The organism is Pseudomonas songnenensis (assembly GCF_003696315.1).
Taxonomy (GTDB): Bacteria; Pseudomonadota; Gammaproteobacteria; order Pseudomonadales; family Pseudomonadaceae; genus Stutzerimonas; species Stutzerimonas songnenensis.
The window spans coordinates 662245-676919 of the sequence record NZ_RFFN01000001.1 but is presented as its reverse complement, the minus strand read 5'-3'; the positions used below and the strand labels follow the sequence as shown (position 1 = coordinate 676919).

The window sequence follows — 14675 nt, the reverse complement described above, 5'->3', positions numbered from 1 at the left end:
CATGACCGATCTGAAACGTTACCGCATCCACTACCGCATCAACGGCGAGCCCGCATCGCTGCTGATCAGCTCGTTCGAAGTACCCGGGCTGGAGCAGGCCGAGCTGGAAATTCTGCTGCATCACGTTCGTGAGCCGCGCGCCGCCGTCGACGCGCCCTGGGAAAATCCGATCCGCCCCAGCGAGGCCAGTCGACTCAACGAGCTGGGCGTCAGCGACATCCAGATCGAAGAGGAAAGCCGCTGAAGGCCATGTAGCATTACCGCCCGCCCACCGGACCACATGGAGTCTGCTCGTGCAGTTGATCGACACCCACACCCACCTCGACTTCGAGATGTTCGATCACGACCGGGCGCAGGTCATTGCTCGCAGCCAGGACGCCGGCGTCGAGCGCATCGTGGTGCTCGGTGTACATGAAGCCAACTGGCAGCGTGTCTGGCAGCTGGCCTGCGAGCAGCCAAATGTGTATGCCGCGCTGGGCCTGCACCCGGTGTTCATCGAAGCGCATCGGGACGAGCATGTGCAGCAATTGCGCGGCTGGCTGCAGCGCCTGCACGGCAACGCCAAGCTCTGCGCCATCGGCGAGATCGGTCTGGACTACTACGTGGAAGACCCGAACGTGGAGCGGCAGCACGAACTGCTCGACGCGCAGCTGGCGCTGGCCGCGGACTTCGCCTTGCCAGTGCTGCTGCACGTACGCCGTGCGCATGCCCCCATGATCGCCACGCTCAAGCGGCACGGCTTGGCACGCGCGGGTGTCGTGCACGCGTTCAGTGGCAGTTGGGAAGAGGCTCGGGAATACCTGCGCCTGGGATTCAAGCTAGGCCTTGGCGGCGCCGGAACCTGGCCACAGGCGCAGCGCATGCACCGGGTGCTGAAACAGCTGCCGCTGGACGCCATCGTGCTGGAAACCGACGCCCCGGACATACCGCCGGCCGGTTATGCCGGCGAACGCAACAGTCCGGAATTGCTGCCGGACATCTGCCGGATGCTGGCCGATCTGAAAGGCGTCAGCGCCGAAGAGCTGGCCGCTGCCAGCTATCGCAACAGCTGCGAGCTGTTCGGCTGGCCACGGCCCTGAGCGGTAGGGCACTCAGACGCGGAACGCGCTGATCAGCTGCTGCAGACGTCCGACCAGCTGGGACAGTTCGCGACTGGCCTGCTCGGTATGCCCGGCACCCTCGGCGGTACGCTGGCCAGCCTCGTTGATGGCGACAATGTTGCGATCGATATCGTGCGCCACGGCCGTCTGCTGTTCGGCCGCGGCGGCGATCTGCTGGTTCTGATCGACGATCAGCCCCACCGCACCGAGGATGTTCTCCAGCGCCTGCTCCACCTGCCCGGATTGACCAACCGTGTCTTCGGCAAGCGAATGGCTGGCGTGCATGGTTTTAACCGCGGCGCCGACCCCATTCTGCAGACGCGCGATCATCTGCTCGATCTCCGCCGTCGATTTCTGCGTCCGCTGCGCCAGCCCGCGCACCTCGTCGGCCACCACCGCGAACCCGCGGCCCTGCTCACCGGCGCGCGCAGCCTCGATGGCCGCGTTGAGCGCCAGCAGGTTGGTCTGCTCGGCGATGGTCTTGATCACGTCGAGCACCTGGCTGATCGCCTTGCTGTCGCCGGCCAGCTGATTGATCACCTGCACCGACTGTTCGATCTCGCCAGCCAGGCGCTGGATGCCACCGACCTGCGCCACCACCAGCGCCCGTCCACTGACGGTTTCCTCGTTGACGCTCTGCGCGCTGCCCACCGCCGCCTCGGCACTGCTGGCAACCTCCTGGGCCGTGGCGGACATCTCGTTCATCGCCGTTGCGACCTGCTCGATCTGGCCGCGCTGCTCGGACACGGTCTGATTGCTCTCGCCAGAAACGCTTTCGACCCGCTGCGCCTGCCGTTCCACCTCGGCGACCGTCTGGCCGACCCGCTCGATCAGCTCACGAACCTGCGCCACGGTGGTATTGAACACCTGTCCCAGCTCGCCGAGCTCGTCGCGGCTCTGCACCTGATAGCGCGCGGTCATATCGCCGGCGGCAACCTTGTCCATGATCTTGCCCAGACTGCGCAGCGAGGCGCGTGTCGAGGCATAGAAGCCGGCGTACAGATAGGCGACCAGACAGAGCACGATGGCCACTGCCGAGATCAGCAGGGTCATCAGCAGACGCTTCTGCTCCAGCCGCTCGGCCAGCTCCACTTCGAGGAAACCGAGGATGGCATCGTTCAGCTGGTAGGTTTTCGCCATCTCGGCACTGATGCGCTCGTAGAACTGCTCCCACGGCCGATCCAGCGCATCGGCCATGATCACCTCGTCCTGCAGGATGTCGCTGCTCGCCTGCAGGGATTCCCGGCTGGCGGTGGCGAACGATTCGAGCTTGCGCCGCGCGGCTGCGCTCGCACCGAGGGCGTCCTGCAGCTGAGCGGCGTACTGCGCCTGCTGCTTTTCCAGCTCCAGCACGAGGTTGTCGAGCGTATTGCTGGCATCCGAATTCAGGTAGCCCTGGCCGAAGGTGTAGGAGCCCACCGCGCGGCCTTCGCCGAGCGCTGCGCTGATGGCCGGGGTCACCGTGGTCAACAGCTCGGCAAGCAGGCGAACCTCGCGTTCGAGGTCCTGACTGAGGCCCGACTGCCCGGCGACCAGCTTGATCATCACCTGCGACTGACCCAGCAGCGTTTCCGCCATCGCGGCCTTGGATTGCAGCGATTGCTCGGCCTGGGCGGCATTCAGCCCCGCCACCAGCTCATCGCGGCGGGCATTGAACTCGGCGACCTGTTCTGGCGCATCGCCAACCGGGGCAAGGGCCTGCAACTGCGTCGCCAGCTCACCTTCGACACGGTTCAGGCGGGTTTGCAGGGCCTCGACATTGCCGGTCTGACCGATGATCGACTCGATCCGCACGAGGTCCTTCCAGTCTTCCATGCTGCGCCGCACCTGCAAGGTCGAGCCGAGCAGCTCCAGGCTTTGCAGTTCGGTACGGGTGCCGACGAACGCCCGGTACGAATCACGTACCAGGTAGTAGTTGCTCAGCAGCATGGGAACGAAGAACAGGACGCTGACCAGGCTGAACTTCATGCCGAAGCTCAGGCGGTTCATGAACGCGATCGCGGGATACAACAGGCTATTCACACGACGTCTCCCAATTTTATTGGTATGGGCTTGCACGCAATTGCAACGCGCAGCAGGGCTCGTCAGAGAGTGGCATCTGCCCGGGTTATACGGGATATCGGTAGGTGCTTTTGTAACTTAAGGTAATGGCCAAATGATGGCTACCGGACGGATGGTAGCCATTGCAAGCGCAGCCGCTCTGGCTCGCAGGCTGCGGCCTGTCGGGCAGCGAACGGCCATCCAGCAGTTTGATGGAGGGCCATTCACTTGAGCCTGCTCCAGGTCAGGCGAGGATGGTCAGAACAGCGATCACGGCGTACCAGAACACCCGGGTACGCACCAGCAGGGCGGCGATGCCATCGAGCCGGGCAATGCCCGCCTCGCCATCGATCGAAGGTGAGAGATCGGCGGCCAGTGGCCCTGCATCGGCCAGCAGGCGCCGCGCTGGTACGTCCCAGCTCAGCAGCTCGTGGAGCAACGCCCGGTTGACCGCGACGAAGTTGCCGACCAGGGCAAAGCTGCCCAGCAGTACGCGCACCGGCAGCCAGTCGAACGCATGGCGTAACTGCTCGGCACGTTCGCGCAGGCCGTCCAGCGAAGCATGTTCAGCACACAGCGCCAGCAGCCGATAGGCCAGCGCCGCCATCGGGCCCAGCAGCAGGTACCAGAAAATGACGGCGAAAAACCCCTCATAGCTCTTCCACAACAGCCGCGTCTGCACCGCTTGCAGCAGGCTGGGCGGATCCTGTTCCTGCAAGCTGAGGTCACGTTCGGCGGCCAGTGCCGCAGCCTCCTGGTCGCCACGCCGCCAGGCGTCGCGGAAGGCGCCAAGCTCGGACTTGGCATGGCCACGACCGAGGCTGTAGAGCAGGATCAGCAGATGCAGCGGCAGGCTCAGCCAGCCATACGCCAGCGGCTCCAGCGCCGCCAGCAACAGGCCCAACAGCAGCACCGGCAACAGCACCAGCAGGAGCAGCGCGAGCCAGGGCGCACGCTGCAAGCGCTGATTGCTCTCCGCCTGGCGCAGCCGCGCCAGCCAGGGCCCGTCATGTTGAACGCGCGGACGCCAATCAGAAAACTTGTCCACCAGCAGCACGAGCAGGATTACCAGAAAACTCATCGCTCTTTTCCTTTCGTCAGCAGGTAATGAAAGCCGCGCGCAACCGCTGCCAGTCGAACGCCGGGCCGGGATCGGTCTTGCGGCCCGGGGCAATATCGCTGTGGCCACACACCCGTTCGGGTGTAATGGCGGGATAAGCGCCTTGCAGCAATCGGCAGAGTTCGATCAGCGCGCGGTACTGCGCGTCACTGAAGGGCTCGTGGTCCGTACCTTCCAGCTCGATACCGATGGAAAAATCGTTGCAGCCCTCGCGCCCGTCGAAGCAGGACACGCCGGCATGCCAGGCACGGTCCAGACAGGAGACGAACTGGGTGACCGCGCCATCACGCTCGATGAGAAAATGCGCCGAGACCTGCAGCCCTGCGATCTCTTCGAAAAAAGGATGCTCGCAGCGCTGCAGTGCGTTCTGAAAGAACTGCTGGACCCTGCCGGTGCCGAACTGGCCTGGCGGCAGGCTGATGTTGTGAATCACCAGCAGGGATATCTCGCCGGCCGGACGCTGGTTGAAATTTGGTGACGGGCAGTGGCGGACGCCATGACACCAGCCGGTGGCGCGATCCAGATGCATCGTGAAGGTCCATGCTGACAGCATGGTCAGCAGGCTAGCGCCTGCGAGACGCCAGCTGCAAGCACCGCTGCAGCCCGTGGCAATCCCGGTTACAACTGCTGCTGGCTACTCCAGCATGCCCGACATGCGCCGCGCGGCAGCCTTTTCTTCCCGCCGCGACGCCAGCCGATCGGCCAGACGCGTCGGTTCGGGCAGGCGGTAGCGCGTCAGGTAGCGCATGACCAGCTCCGGCGCCGTGGCGATGCTCACCCGGTTGCCCGGCGAGATGATCAGCGGCCGCACCTTGTCCTTGCTGCGCAGCACGCAGCCAATCACTTCTCCGGACTTCTTGTCGCGCAACGCCACCTGCGCGCCGCGCGTAAGGCCGAGTTCGTCATGTTCGCCAGTCAGCAACTTCTTCGCCACGCCGATGGTAGGCAGGCCGGTGACCACGCCCAGGTGCGCAGCGATGCCAAGGCGCCGCGGGTGGGCGATACCATGGCCGTCGGAGAAGATCAGGTCGGGGACGGCAGGCAGCTCGGCAAGGGCTTGCAGAACGGCCGGCAGCTCGCGAAAAGACAGCAGGCCCGGGATGTAAGGCATGTTCGTCGGGATGCGCGCCAGGCTGCTGCCAACCAGTTCGAGCGTGTCGGCATCCAGCAGCACCGCCGCCGCCCGGGTGATGCTGCCACCCTCCTCGAAGCCTACATCCACCCCGGCGATAAGGCGCAGCGGCGGAAAATCGTCCTGCAATCGCACCTGCGAGGCCAAGGCCAGCTGCATCGCTCGCGCGGCTGCCGGACTGCCGTCCCAATCGCCGAACGGGGCGGCGGGATACGGGTTGTTTTCGCTCATGGTTCGCTCCTGTGCATCAGCGGTTCGACGCCATGCCGGTACAACGGTTCAGCCGATCTGCAGCAGTCGGACTGGACAGCGCAGTGGAAAAATAGGACGCTCCAGCCGCCAGACGGCAGTTTCACCCTGTTACTCCACACAATAATTAGAATCGCATGCCCAATCACGCCTCCATCAGACACGTCAGCATACTGGCCACCGAAGGAGTGTTCGCCTCGACACTCATGCAGGCCAAGGATTTCTTCCACATGGCCAGCCTGCGCTATGGCAGGCAAATCGGCCTTGACCTGACCCCCGCTTTCGAAACCCGCCTGGTCAGTCCCGACGGCCAGCCGGTGAACACTTTCAGCGGCACAGGCATAGCGGTCGATGGCCTGCTCGGCGAAGCCGACATGGTGATCCTGCCGGCATTCTGGGGCGATTTCGATGCACTCTGCGCGCAGTATCCGGAAGTCTCGCCGTGGTTGCGCGAGCGACACGCTGCCGGCAGCGTCATTTGCGGCGAAGCCACCGGCGTCTTCTGGATGGCCCAGGCCGGCCTGCTTGAGGGGCGGGAAGCGACCACCCACTGGCGCTTCGCCAATGATTTCGCCGAACGCTTTCCCGCTGTGACTTTCAGCGCCGACAAGCACCTCACCGACAGCGACAACCTCTACTGCGCCGGCGGTACGACCTCGGCCTGCGACCTGTACATGTACCTGGTCGAGCGCTTTTGCGGTGCGCATGTGGCGCAGGGCATGGCCCGCGATGTGCTGTTCGAGCTGCAACGCAGCTACAGCCCGGGGCGGCTCGGTTTCGGCGGGCAGAAGCTGCACCTCGATACGCGGATTCTGCAGATTCAGGAGTGGCTGGAAGCGAACTTCGCCGAGAAATTCCGCTTCGAGGATGTGGCGCGCCAGCACGGCATGAGCATTCGCAACTTCATGCGGCGCTTCCAGGCCGCCACCGGCGACAAGCCGCTGCACTATCTGCAACGACTGCGGATCGAGACGGCAAAGAGCCTGCTTGCCACCACCGGCAAGAGCATCAAGACGATCAGCTATGAAGTGGGCTACGACGATGCCAGCTTTTTCGCTCGCCTGTTCCGCCAGCACACCGAGCTGTCACCCAATCACTACCGGCAGAAATACCGGCCCGAGTCGTAAGGGAACCATGGAGAAGCCAATGCGGCCCTGCTGACGCAGGATGCCGCGCCCATCACGGGCGAGACCGCCGCTACGAAGCCGTAACGCAAGCGGCCCCGAGGCAGCGGCGCTGGCCGCGGAGGGTATCCGCGGCCAGCGTATGGTCAGGGCTTGTGCGGTCGAGCCAGGTACTCGTGGGACTGCATTTCCAGCAGGCGGCTCAGGGTGCGCTGGAATTCGAACTCCAGACGACCACCGGTATAGAGGTCCTTGAGTTCGACCTCGGCGGAGATGATGAGCTTGACGTTGCGGTCGTAGAACTCGTCCACCAGGTTGATGAAGCGGCGTGCCATGTCATCCTTGGCGACGTTCATCTGCTCGACATTGGCCAGCAGGATGGCGCCAAAGATCTTGCCCAGCTCGATATAGTCGTTCTGGCTACGCGGGCCGTCGCAGAGTTCGCGGAACTCGAACCAGGCCACGTCGTTGCCGGTCTTCACGGCGCGGATCTCACGATTCTCGATCATCAGCGCATCGTTGTTCACGACCCGGCAGTTCTCCGGCAGCAGGCTCTTGAAGCTGCGCTCCAGGCTCTGTTCGGCCTCGGCATCGAGGGGGAAGTGGAACAGCTCGGCCTGCTCCAGCGCGCGCAGACGATAGTCGATGCCGCTGTCGACGTTGACGATCTCGGTGTGCTTCTTCAGCAGCTCGATCGCGGGCAGGAAGCGCGCACGCTGCAGGCCGTCCTTGTACAGCCCGTCCGGGACGATGTTGGACGTCGCCACCAGGCTGACACCGTTCTTGAACAACTCTTCGAGCAGCGTGGCGAGAATCATCGCGTCGGTGATATCGGAGACAAAGAACTCGTCGAAGCAGATCACCCGCGATTCGTCGGCGAAGCGTTTGCCGATGATGGTCAGCGGGTTCTTTTCGCCCTTGAGCGTCTTCATTTCCTCGTGCACGCGCTTCATGAAGCGGTGAAAGTGCGTGCGCGTCTTCTGTTTGAAGGGCAACGCATCGAAGAAAGTGTCGACCAGATAGGTTTTGCCGCGGCCAACGCCGCCCCAGAAGTAGATGCCCTTGATCGGCTCCTGCTGTTTCTTGCCGAACAGCTTGCCGAGCAAGCCGCTCTTGCTGCGATCGTCTGCCACCAGATCGTCGTACAGACGCTGCAGGTGACGCACCGCGTTTTCCTGGGCGGCATCGTGGAAGAAGTCAGGACGTTTCAGGTCGGCCTGATAGCGCTCAAGAGGAGTCATGGCGGAGTCTGGGTAGTGAAACGGGGCCGACACTTTAGCCGCGCCCTCGGTGGTTGGCAATTTACTCAGGTCGTTCAAGCGTCAGCCCTCCTGGGACACCCGTTCATGGAGACCTTCACGAGGCAGCGGAACGCAGCCAATCGGTGCGTTCCGCCATGGCCGCGCAGCCTTACTCGACGAGCGTGGCCAGCGCCTCGCGCACCCGCAACATGGCGGCATCGAGCGCCTCGGCACTCTCGAAGTGCGGACTGTCGGCGATGCATTCGTCGTCCAGCCACAGAGTGAATTGATCGCCTTCGTCCTCGCGAAGTTCCAGCGCGTCCGGCCCGCCGGCAATCAACCGCTGGGTCAGGCTGCCAATGGCCTTTGGGTTGCTCAGCGGGCGGGACAGCAGCAGCTCTTCGCCGTCGGCGGCAAAGAAGCGGAAACGGAAGGCACCGTCTGCCTCGCGGAAGCTGGCGAAACGCGCCACCTTGCTGGATTTCTTCTTGGCTGGCGCCGCGCTTTTCACTTCGCTGCGGAAGTTGCGCAAGCCAACTGCCTCACGCAGCTCGCCGAGAAACGGCGTAGCGATCCGGCGCGCCTTGGCCGCGCCTGCCTGCAGGATATCCTCCAGCTCGGCGGGCTTGGTGATCAGCTGGTGATACAGCTCACGCGCCTCACCCAGTTCGTTATCGAGCAGCTCGAACAGGCGCTGCTTGGCATCGCCCCACGCCAGCCCGTCGAGCAGTTCCTGGCGGAAAGCGGCCTGCTGCTGCGCGGTGGCGAACGCCTGGTACAGGGTGAACAGGTGGGAGTTGTCCGGGTCCTTCGGCTCGCCCGGCAGGCGCGAGTCGGTGACGATGCGCGCGACCGCCGCCTTGAGCTCCCTGGCGCTGCCAAACAGCGGAATGGTGTTGTCGTAGCTCTTGGACATTTTGCGCCCGTCGAGACCGGGCAGCGTGGCGACGCCCTCCTCGATCACCGCTTCGGGAAGGGTGAAGAACTCGCGGCCGTTGCCGAACAGGTGATTGAAGCGCTGGGCGATGTCACGGGCCATTTCCACGTGCTGGATCTGATCGCGGCCAACCGGCACCTTGTGCGCATTGAACATGAGGATGTCCGCTGCCATCAGCACCGGGTAGCTGTACAGGCCCATGGTTACGCCGGCGTCCGGGTCTTCGCCATTCTCGACATTCTTGTCCACCGAGGCCTTGTAGGCATGGGCGCGATTGAGCAGCCCCTTCGCGGTGACGCAGGTCAGCAGCCAGGTCAGCTCCGGAATCTCCGGCACATCGGACTGGCGATAGAAGGTCACGCGCTCGGCGTCGAGCCCACACGCCAGCCAGGTCGCAGCGATCTCCAGACGCGAACGCTGGATGCGCAGCGGGTCATCGCATTTGATCAGCGCGTGATAGTCGGCCAGGAAATAGAAGGAATCGGCGGCCGCATCACGGCTGGCGAGGACCGCTGGGCGAATCGCACCGGCGTAGTTGCCCAGATGCGGTGTGCCAGTAGTCGTGATGCCGGTAAGGATTCGGGTAGTCATTCAGCGGTATCTCGATCGTTGCGTACTGAAGAACGAAAGCAGCGGCTAGAGGCGTGGTGCGACCAGCTCTTTCAATTCCACCAGTTTGCCGTGAAAAAAGTGGCCGCATTCTGCCACTTTCAGCAGCTCGTGGGGGTGCTGCAGCGCGGCGGAAAAGGCATATACCGACTCGGCTTCAATCACCTCATCCTGCTCTGGCTGGATGATGGTGAGCCGGCAATCGTCCGCCAGTGACAGGCTGTTCAGCCGCGACACGGCCGGTGCCACCATCAGCAGACGCTGCACACCCTGCCCCTCGTCTTTTAGGCGCGCCGCCAGGCTGCCGGCGACGAAGCCACCGAAGGAAAACCCCAGCAGCGTCAACGGCAGCTCGGGTTGCTGCTGCCGCAGCCAGCGCAATGCGGCCTCGGCATCATCGACTTCCCCTTCGACCATATCGTGCGCGCCGGCGCTGCCGCCCACGCCTCGGTAGTTGAAGCGCAGCGTGCAGTAACCTGCGTCGCGCGCGGTACGCTGCAGGGTCGACACCACCTTGTTGAGCATAGTGCCGCCCTTGACCGGGTTCGGATGGCAGATCAACGCCAGGCCGGTCGGCTGAGGCTGATCGAAATACAGCGCTTCCAGGGCGCCGCAGGGACCGTCGAGGGAGAGAGGGGTTTCGCGTTTCAACAAAGCAGGAACTCCGTGACCTTGGGACGAGTCGACTCGTCTTGCTAACTAGCTGCCAACAACCGCCGCCTCGCGTTGCGGTATACAGAGCAGGTACGAGACGTTAACGTAAGCACAGCCGTTTATATAGAGGAAGGACTCGTGGAACAGACCCTCGCGACCTGGTTGCTCCCGATCGTCGGCCTGATCGCCGGCATCGCCATCGGTTATCTGGTGGCGCGCAGCAGCGCACCGAACCGTACACAGCGTCAGGTCGATGACCTGCAGGAACGCTTCGACACCTATCAGAGTGAGGTGGTCACCCACTTCAACACCACCGCCAGCCTGCTGCGCAAGCTGACCAACAACTACCAGGACATTCAGGATCACCTGTCCGACGGCGCCAGTCGCCTGGCACTCGACGAGCAGACCCGCCAGCGCCTGATGGCAGCCTTGCACAGCGAGGACAATCACGGCACCCGCGAGCGCCTGTCGTCGCCGACCTTCACCGAGCCGCCCAAGGATTACGCCCCGAAAGGCGACGACACTCCTGGCACGCTGCATGAGAACTTCGGCCTGAAGAGCCGCCACTGACCTCTCCGCCTGGCGCAGTTTCTGCGCCAGGCAACGCAACCCCTTACTTATTGACGCAACCGCATCGACAGATCCACGGCGCGTACATGCTTGGTCAGCGCGCCAATGGAGATGTAGTCCACCCCGGTTTCCGCCACGCTGCGCAGCGTCTCATCACTGATGCCACCCGACGCCTCCAGCTTGGCCCGCCCCGCGGTCATGGCGACCGCAGTGCGCATGTCGTCCAGACTCAGCTCATCCAGCATGACGATATCGGCACCAGCGCACAGCGCCTGCTCGAGCTCGTCCAGACTTTCCACCTCGATCTCCACCGGCTTGCCCGGCGCGATGCGATGAGCGGCCGCAACGGCTTCGGCAATTCCACCGCAGGCGGCGATGTGGTTTTCCTTGATAAGGAAAGCATCGTAAAGCCCGATCCGATGGTTATGGCAGCCACCGCAGGTGACCGCGTACTTCTGCGCCAGGCGCAGCCCCGGGATCGTCTTGCGCGTATCGAGCAAGCGCACACCGGTACCGGAAACCATGTCGGCGTAATGCCGGCAACGCGTCGCGACACCGGATAGCATCTGCAGGAAGTTCAGCGCGCTGCGTTCGCCAGTGAGCAGCGCACGTGCGGGCCCCTCGAGCTGGAACAGAACCCGGTCGGCCTCGACCCGCTCGCCATCGGTGACCTGCCAATGGACCGCCACCCGCGAGTCGACCTGGCGGAATACCGCGTCAACCCAAGCGGTGCCACTCACCACCGCCGCCTCGCGGGTGATGACCGAGGCGTGGGCCAACCTCTCGGCCGGAATCAATTGCGCGGTGATATCGCCGCTACCGACATCTTCGGTCAGCGCTCGACGCACGTTGGCCTCGATTTCAGCAGTTAAATCGGCAAGGGTGAGATTCGGCATGGCGGGCTCCTCGGAATTGCGCGGATTATAAAGGTTGGACACGTCAGCGATAGCACCAACCTGCCAACCGGATTCGTGCCTTCAGACCGAGCTTTTTTACCTCTCGGCGGAAAACCTGCGAGTATCTGTGAGCCAAGTCATGTCCAATGAAAAACCGGGCTTGGCACATGCAATCGATGCTTATAATGCCGTCTAAGAAATTGACGCCACGCAAATGGCGACACCTTACTGACGAAGCGCCGTTGTAAAATCATACCGCTCGGCTATGCTGCGCCAGGATCCGGTTCGACATGACAAAAAACCGCACTAGACTGCGGTCTCGCCCGGTACCTTCCGCCTTGCCCTGCCGACTTGGTTACTTTATTAAGACGCTGCTGGAAATCTGGCGTTGTGTCCGCCCCAAATAGCAGGCGACAGCAGGAGAGTCTCGATGCGAACCGACGCGAAAGTGGTGCACCTGAACAAGGCCGCCCCTGAGCACAAGCCTTCCTCCCCGGCAGGCCGCTTGCCCGTGGCGCTGATTAGCGTGCGCGACAAGGCTGCTCAGCAACTTCGCCAGGCTCTGCAGTCGCTGTTCGACAACGCTGACGACTCGCTTTTCGAAATCGCTGACCGAGCGACGAGCAACGCCGAACAAAACGCCTTTTTCGAAGCGATGCGCGACTTGCGCATGAAGCGCCGCAACATCGAGCGCGGCTTTCTGCAACAGCTGTTCGACGCTTTCGCCAAGCTGAACCAGTACGAGATCGGCAAGCCGCCCGCCATGGACAGCGTCTCTTTCGACAGCCTGTCGCTGGTACAGAACGACGAACTCGAAGAATCGGTTGCCATTGACACCATGGTCGCCAAGGTCATGACTCGCGCCGCGCAGCCGCTGGCCCATCTGACCACGCGGATGAATGCGCTGATCAGCAAGAAGCTCGATGACAAGAGCAACCCGCTGGGTCCACATGCACTCTGCGACCATTTCATCGAAGCGAGCAGCAGCCTGGGCGTGGAGATCAAGGTAAAGCTGATCATCTTCAAGCTCTTCGAAAAATACGTACTCGGCGATATCGACCAGCTGTACGCCGAAGCGAACCAGACCCTGGTGGCGGCGGGCATTCTACCGGAACTGCAGTCAGCGCCGCCGCGTCGCCAGCAGCGCCCTGGAGCGCCAACAGGCAGTCACTCAGCGACTACCCCCCTGGGTGGTCAATCTACACACGCTGATGAGGGACTGCAGGAGGCCGCATTCAGCGCCCTGCACAACCTGCTCTCCGAACTTCGCGGCACTAGCATTCTCCCTGCCCGCAGCGTTCCGAGCGACGCCATTCCGATCTCCAGCGCAGACCTGCTTCGCCTGCTGTCACACATGCAAGCCAGGGCACCGCAGACCGTCGACGATTTCGATCTGCAGGAGCAACTCGCCAACCTGTTGAGCCGAGTCAGCGCAAAAACGGGCAAGTCACGCGTCGTAGGCGAAATCGACGACGACGTGATCAACCTCGTATCCATGCTGTTCGAGTTCATCCTCGACGATCGCACCCTGCCGGATTCGCTCAAGGCGCTGATCGGCCGTCTGCAGATCCCACTGCTCAAGGTCGCGGTACTGGACAAGACGTTCTTCAGCCGCGGCAGCCATCCAGCCAGGCGGCTACTCAATGAGATCGCATCCGCGGCGATGGGCTGGGGCGACCAGGACGAGGCGCAGCGCGACAGCCTGTACCAGAAGATCGAGCAGATCGTTGCGCGCCTGCTCAACGATTTTGTCGATGACCCGGCCATTTTTTCCGAGTTGCTGGCTGATTTTCTTGCCTTTACCGGTGACGAGCGCCGCCGCAGCGAGCTGCTGGAACAACGCACCCGTGATGCCGAAGAGGGCCGCGCAAAGGCCGAAATCGCGCGCCAGGAAGTGGAGCGCGCGCTGAACCAGCGCCTGCTCGGCAGAACCCTTCCCGAAGTCGTTGTGCGCTTGCTGCAAGAAGCCTGGAGCAAGGTCCTGCTACTGACCTGCCTGAAACATGGCACCCAGTCCGAGGAGTGGCAGGCCGCTCTCGACACCATGGATGACCTGGTGTGGAGCGTTACACCGCACGAGGATGACGTATCGCGAGCACGCCTGCTGGAGCTGGTCCCGAGCCTGCTCAAATCCCTGCGCGAAGGCTTGGTCAGTGCCGCCTTCGACCCCTTCTCCACTGGCGACTTCTTTACGCAGCTCGAAGCGCTTCACGTCCAGACGCTGCAGCGTTTTCAGCAGCCGCAGCTGCAGCCAGGCGACACGCAACCAGCCGACTCTGCAGCAACGGATACAGAGCCGACCGCAGCCGAAACCGCGCCAGCAATGGTCGAAGTGGTCGACCAGATCGTACTGCTTGCGCCGGGAGAAAGCCGCGAGCAGGAGCCCGAGATCAGCCTGCCGGATAACGACGAGGCACTGATTCAGGTCGATAACCTGCGAGTCGGCAGCTGGGTGGAATTCCAGGAGGACGAGGAACACAAGCTGCGCTGCAAGCTGGCTGCAGTGATCAAGCCCACCGGCAAGTATATTTTCGTCAACCGCACCGGCATGAAAGTCCTGGAGAAGACTCGCATGGGTCTGGCGACCGAGTTCCAGCGTGGCGCCATTCGGCTGCTCAACGACACCCTGCTGTTCGACCGCGCCCTCGAGTCAGTGATTGGCAATCTTCGCAAGCTGAAGAACACCTGACCACACCGATGAGCATGCTGCCCCGGCATGCTCATCGCTCCATCACGCGGCAAAGCGCCGCACTTCGCGCTTGGCTTTTGACTCTGCACAGCTAGAATGCCTGCATTCCATTCGAGGTGCCTATGCCCAGCCGCCTGAACCCCGAAGACCAGCAGCGCGTCGACGATTACCTCCGCGCTCCGCAGCACCAGGTCGAGCGCCAGCCGTTTCGCCCCTGGATCCTGCTGCTCGTCGTGCTGGCCGTGGTGCTTGGCCTCGGGCTTCTGAGCCGCCTACTGAGCCGACTGGTGCTTTGAGCCTCGCTCGCCCCGTCG

General features: G+C 63.1%; 13 protein-coding genes and 2 pseudogenes. 6 read left to right on the top strand and 9 right to left on the bottom strand.

Annotated elements, in window-relative coordinates:
- The first annotated feature begins 1 nt into the window (after window position 1).
- Window positions 2-244, top strand: coding sequence for a hypothetical protein (locus EA798_RS03070; RefSeq protein ID WP_106157582.1), 243 nt, complete (start codon window positions 2-4; stop codon window positions 242-244).
- A 49-nt stretch (window positions 245-293) separates the two neighbouring features.
- Window positions 294-1079: a TatD family hydrolase gene (locus EA798_RS03065; protein ID WP_122098008.1), complete on the top strand. Its 786-nt coding sequence runs from the start codon at window positions 294-296 to the stop codon at window positions 1077-1079.
- Window positions 1080-1091: 12 nt separating this feature from the next.
- Here the strand turns inward: EA798_RS03065 and EA798_RS20870 are convergent.
- The 5 genes and pseudogenes from EA798_RS20870 to nfi form a co-directional block, all read right to left on the bottom strand.
- Window positions 1092-1661, bottom strand: a pseudogene (locus EA798_RS20870) (methyl-accepting chemotaxis protein); the annotation flags it as partial.
- A 288-nt stretch (window positions 1662-1949) separates the two neighbouring features.
- A pseudogene (locus tag EA798_RS20865) lies at window positions 1950-2153 on the bottom strand (HAMP domain-containing protein); the annotation flags it as partial.
- 1231 nt (window positions 2154-3384) lie between these two features.
- Window positions 3385-4221, bottom strand: coding sequence for a regulatory signaling modulator protein AmpE (gene ampE / locus EA798_RS03055; RefSeq protein ID WP_122098006.1), 837 nt, complete (start codon window positions 4219-4221; stop codon window positions 3385-3387).
- 16 nt (window positions 4222-4237) lie between these two features.
- Window positions 4238-4789, bottom strand: a complete 552-nt coding sequence (gene ampD / locus EA798_RS03050; protein WP_122098005.1) for a 1,6-anhydro-N-acetylmuramyl-L-alanine amidase AmpD — start codon at window positions 4787-4789, stop codon at window positions 4238-4240.
- Between the two features lie 105 nt (window positions 4790-4894).
- Window positions 4895-5623, bottom strand: a complete 729-nt coding sequence (gene nfi, locus EA798_RS03045) for a deoxyribonuclease V (protein WP_122098004.1) — start codon at window positions 5621-5623, stop codon at window positions 4895-4897.
- Between the two features lie 155 nt (window positions 5624-5778).
- Between nfi and EA798_RS03040 the strand changes: the two genes are divergently transcribed.
- Window positions 5779-6768, top strand: a complete 990-nt coding sequence (locus EA798_RS03040) for a GlxA family transcriptional regulator (protein WP_122098003.1) — start codon at window positions 5779-5781, stop codon at window positions 6766-6768.
- Window positions 6769-6911: 143 nt separating this feature from the next.
- On the opposite strand, the gene zapE is transcribed toward EA798_RS03040, so the two are convergent.
- The 3 genes from zapE to EA798_RS03025 form a co-directional block, all read right to left on the bottom strand.
- Window positions 6912-8006 (bottom strand): cell division protein ZapE, encoded by a 1095-nt coding sequence (zapE, locus tag EA798_RS03035; protein ID WP_106157575.1) that lies wholly within the window; start codon window positions 8004-8006, stop codon window positions 6912-6914.
- A 169-nt stretch (window positions 8007-8175) separates the two neighbouring features.
- The gene (locus EA798_RS03030; RefSeq protein ID WP_122098002.1) at window positions 8176-9534 is read right to left on the bottom strand and encodes a tryptophan--tRNA ligase; all 1359 of its coding nucleotides are present in this window, start codon (window positions 9532-9534) and stop codon (window positions 8176-8178) included.
- Between the two features lie 45 nt (window positions 9535-9579).
- Window positions 9580-10206, bottom strand: coding sequence for an alpha/beta hydrolase (locus EA798_RS03025; RefSeq protein WP_122098001.1), 627 nt, complete (start codon window positions 10204-10206; stop codon window positions 9580-9582).
- Between the two features lie 138 nt (window positions 10207-10344).
- Here EA798_RS03025 and EA798_RS03020 point away from each other — a divergent pair, with 138 nt between their 5' ends.
- Window positions 10345-10776: a Z-ring associated ZapG family protein gene (locus EA798_RS03020; RefSeq protein WP_106157572.1), complete on the top strand. Its 432-nt coding sequence runs from the start codon at window positions 10345-10347 to the stop codon at window positions 10774-10776.
- Window positions 10777-10823: 47 nt separating this feature from the next.
- Here the strand turns inward: EA798_RS03020 and nadC are convergent, their stop codons facing one another.
- The gene (gene nadC, locus EA798_RS03015) at window positions 10824-11672 is read right to left on the bottom strand and encodes a carboxylating nicotinate-nucleotide diphosphorylase (protein ID WP_122098000.1); all 849 of its coding nucleotides are present in this window, start codon (window positions 11670-11672) and stop codon (window positions 10824-10826) included.
- A 430-nt stretch (window positions 11673-12102) separates the two neighbouring features.
- Between nadC and EA798_RS03010 the strand changes: the two genes are divergently transcribed.
- Window positions 12103-14361 (top strand): DUF1631 domain-containing protein, encoded by a 2259-nt coding sequence (locus tag EA798_RS03010; protein WP_122097999.1) that lies wholly within the window; start codon window positions 12103-12105, stop codon window positions 14359-14361.
- Between the two features lie 122 nt (window positions 14362-14483).
- Window positions 14484-14657, top strand: a complete 174-nt coding sequence (locus tag EA798_RS03005) for a DUF3094 family protein (protein ID WP_015275657.1) — start codon at window positions 14484-14486, stop codon at window positions 14655-14657.
- Window positions 14658-14675: the final 18 nt, after the last annotated feature.

What these genes read in the sequence shown, in the direction of transcription:
- EA798_RS03070 (WP_106157582.1), top strand. Translation starts at nt 2, where the DNA reads ATGACCGATCTGAAACGTTACCGCATCCACTACCGCATCAACGGCGAG.
- ampE (WP_122098006.1), bottom strand. Translation starts at nt 4,221, where the DNA reads ATGAGTTTTCTGGTAATCCTGCTCGTGCTGCTGGTGGACAAGTTTTCT.
- ampD (WP_122098005.1), bottom strand. Translation starts at nt 4,789, where the DNA reads ATGCATCTGGATCGCGCCACCGGCTGGTGTCATGGCGTCCGCCACTGC.
- nfi (WP_122098004.1), bottom strand. Translation starts at nt 5,623, where the DNA reads ATGAGCGAAAACAACCCGTATCCCGCCGCCCCGTTCGGCGATTGGGAC.
- EA798_RS03040 (WP_122098003.1), top strand. Translation starts at nt 5,779, where the DNA reads ATGCCCAATCACGCCTCCATCAGACACGTCAGCATACTGGCCACCGAA.
- zapE (WP_106157575.1), bottom strand. Translation starts at nt 8,006, where the DNA reads ATGACTCCTCTTGAGCGCTATCAGGCCGACCTGAAACGTCCTGACTTC.
- EA798_RS03030 (WP_122098002.1), bottom strand. Translation starts at nt 9,534, where the DNA reads ATGACTACCCGAATCCTTACCGGCATCACGACTACTGGCACACCGCAT.
- nadC (WP_122098000.1), bottom strand. Translation starts at nt 11,672, where the DNA reads ATGCCGAATCTCACCCTTGCCGATTTAACTGCTGAAATCGAGGCCAAC.
- EA798_RS03010 (WP_122097999.1), top strand. Translation starts at nt 12,103, where the DNA reads ATGCGAACCGACGCGAAAGTGGTGCACCTGAACAAGGCCGCCCCTGAG.
- EA798_RS03005 (WP_015275657.1), top strand. Translation starts at nt 14,484, where the DNA reads ATGCCCAGCCGCCTGAACCCCGAAGACCAGCAGCGCGTCGACGATTAC.